Annotated in this window: 4 protein-coding genes; 1 reads left to right on the top strand and 3 read right to left on the bottom strand. The window is 48.7% G+C overall.

Annotated elements, in window-relative coordinates:
• Positions 1–137: 137 nt before the first annotated feature.
• The 3 genes from tnpC to tnpA are packed head-to-tail and all read right to left on the bottom strand — an operon-like array spanning position 138 to position 2,407.
• Positions 138–1,709: an IS66 family transposase gene (gene tnpC / locus AKL11_RS24265; protein WP_157673759.1), complete on the bottom strand. Its 1,572-nt coding sequence runs from the start codon at positions 1,707–1,709 to the stop codon at positions 138–140.
• A gap of 18 nt (positions 1,710–1,727) precedes the next feature.
• The gene (gene tnpB, locus AKL11_RS24260; protein WP_067522930.1) at positions 1,728–2,099 is read right to left on the bottom strand and encodes an IS66 family insertion sequence element accessory protein TnpB; all 372 of its coding nucleotides are present in this window, start codon (positions 2,097–2,099) and stop codon (positions 1,728–1,730) included.
• A 2-nt stretch (positions 2,100–2,101) separates the two neighbouring features.
• On the bottom strand, positions 2,102–2,407 hold the full coding sequence (gene tnpA, locus AKL11_RS24255; protein ID WP_067522929.1) for an IS66 family insertion sequence element accessory protein TnpA: 306 nt from the start codon (positions 2,405–2,407) through the stop codon (positions 2,102–2,104).
• A gap of 32 nt (positions 2,408–2,439) precedes the next feature.
• On the opposite strand from tnpA, the gene AKL11_RS25475 reads away from it, so the two are divergent.
• The coding region (locus AKL11_RS25475; RefSeq protein ID WP_253705291.1) for a phage integrase N-terminal SAM-like domain-containing protein at positions 2,440–2,612 on the top strand (173 nt) is incomplete at its 3' end.

Below are 2,612 nucleotides of genomic sequence, written 5' to 3'. Positions count from 1 at the left end.
CCCTGAAGCTTCAAGGTAAAAGAAAATCCACCATTGATCTATACAGCAGGCCATTACGGCGAGTAGCAGCATTCTTTGACCGTTGCCCTGATAGACTCACGCCCGATGTAAGCGTTCAAACAGGGGGCAGACTCCCCCTATTTTTCGAGATCGGCTTTTAATGGATTTGCCCCGAATCTCTCTTTCCAGAGTCGTGGTATCAGCTCCCTGATATCGCGGGCAGGATGAAGGCTGATACGCTGCAGTACGTCTACGAGATATTTATAAGGGTCGATACCCGCCAGCAGGCAACTAGTGATCAGGGTCTGGAATACAGCAACATTATCCGCTCCTTCTTCTGTCCAGCAGAACATCCAGTTCTTTCTTCCCATGGGGATGCAACGAAGGCCTCGCTCGAGATGGTTCGTATCAATGGCAACGGTTGGATCGTGCAGATAGACCTGCAGTTCTTTTTCCCGGTTATACACATAACCAAGGGCTTTGCTCAGCGGATTGCTGGGCACCAGATCCAGTCGGCGTAGTTGTTCACGATTCCACTCAAAGAATTGATCAACCAGGGGTTTGGCTTGTTGCTGGCGGTAATCACGCAATGCATTACCTTCAAGCTCAAGTCGACGAATGTCGTCTTCTACTTTATACAGCTCACCGATTTGTTTCAGTGCTTCTTTGGTAGCCTCGGGCTCTGCCTTTTCTGACTTAACAAAGTAACGTCGACTGTGGGTCCAGCACTCGGCATGGATGATTTTGGGATATTTCTTACAAAGACTGTCGTATCCGGGATAACCATCTGTCAGCAATACGCCTTCAAAGTCTTGCAGATAAGGCTCAACGACATCGCAGGAACGGCTGGCCGAGTAGATAAAGGCCATTTCATCCTGATCACCATAAAAGCACCAGAAGTAACCCTTTTTCATTTTGCCTTTGGATTTCAGCCCGGCTTTTGCAGGTGTTTCGTCCAGTGCCAGAGTGTGACTTTCCAGGCAGCTATTGAGTGACTCTTTGGCAATCGGCTCTAATAGCTGGGCAGCGCGCTGTTCCAACTGTGTCAGTGTGCCTCGACTGACAGTAATACCGCTGGCTTCTAGTCTCTGGTGCTGGCGGTAAAGTGGCAGATGATAGCGATACTTCTCAACCAACATACCCGCGATAAAGCTCACATCCGCAAAGCTGCGGTCAAATAATCCGGACGGTGCCGGCGTGGTGCTCAGGGTCTGGTCCTGTTTGTGACGAACGACATCTCGCTGGTATTTCAGAACAACATAACTGCCCGGGCGCTGCGCAAGGCGATGGGTGTATTTATAATCAATGACTTCATACTGGTCGGCGTTCTCACCTTGCAGTTCGGGCGCCGGAATGTGAATCAGTTCAACGGGGACTTCATCGGTAAAGCGCAACCCCTGATCCGTCACACAGTCATCATTGCGCTGCTTTTTCCTGCGCTTATAGGTGATCGTTTCTGTTTCAGACTGCTCCGGAGATTCAATATTTTTGAGGATTTCACCCAGCGCCAGTTGATCGGGGTTTTCGATCAAGCGTTTTTCAGATTTTTCACCAAACACCTGTTGTTTAAACCAGGCCAGTTGGTGTTTGAGGGATTCAATTTCTTGTTTTAACAACTTAGTAGTGGATTTTTGCTCCTGCAAAAGCACCTGCGACTGCTGTAGCAGCTGCAGGTGCGAGATTTGATTGGCAGGAATCGGTAAATTCATAGGTTTTGACTGTAGACCCTAATCAGGCACTTTGCTGGTCGAGACATCCGGTTTTTCGTAACGTTTGTGGTAACGGATGGACCGGGTATCAATGCCTTCTATGATCAGCTTAAGGTCTGTCAGTGCAAGCAGTTGTTTAACCGCCTGAGAAGCACGGGCATGAAACTGTCCCTGTTCAAGGCGCTTGCTCCAGATGCAATAACCACCGCGCTCAAAATACAATACTTTGCACTGGTTCCTGCGACGATTGAAAAAGACAAACAATTGCCCACTCAATGGATCTTCTTCAAGCGTGTTTTTTGCCAGAGCGACGAGGCCGTTGTATGACTTGCGCATGTCCGTGGGGTGGTTATACAACCAGACCCGCACCTGTGATTCCGGAAAAAACATGATTAGCGTCGCATACGCAGAATGACACCACCGGGCAGATCGAGCTCGATTTCCCAGGGAACCTGTTCGGGTGCATGGCTATGACCGTTCGTTTGAACTTCGATCCAGTCAGATTCAGGTAATAGTGGCTGCTCCGGTCTCCCGGCTATTGGTTTGAGTTTTCGTTTCCATAATGTAAACGTCGACAAACAGATGTTGTGCAACTCACAAAATGCTTTCTGCGTAATGCCACTGTCACGTTGCTGGTCAATAAGCTCCTGCCATTGACTGGTAGTTCGACGACCTGACTGGTGAGGATCTTGATTCACGGTTTGCTCCTGTTTTTGCAACAGGGAATAGCGTGGCAGTCAGGTGGAGAGTTTTGAAGACGTCTTTAAATAAGCGCTTACCGCCCGATGACTTAAAAACCTACTTTGCTGCATTGGTAGAGAGTCATTCCTGGAGCACAGTCAAAACTGATCGTAACGGACTGCAATTTTTCTGGAAGCATGTTCTGGGTAAACATTGGGACTT

Origin of the sequence: Endozoicomonas ascidiicola, from assembly GCF_001646945.1 — a bacterium.
Taxonomy (GTDB): domain Bacteria; phylum Pseudomonadota; class Gammaproteobacteria; order Pseudomonadales; family Endozoicomonadaceae; genus Endozoicomonas; species Endozoicomonas ascidiicola.
Note: the sequence above shows the minus strand (reverse complement) of the source record. Positions and strands in the feature narration are given on the sequence as shown.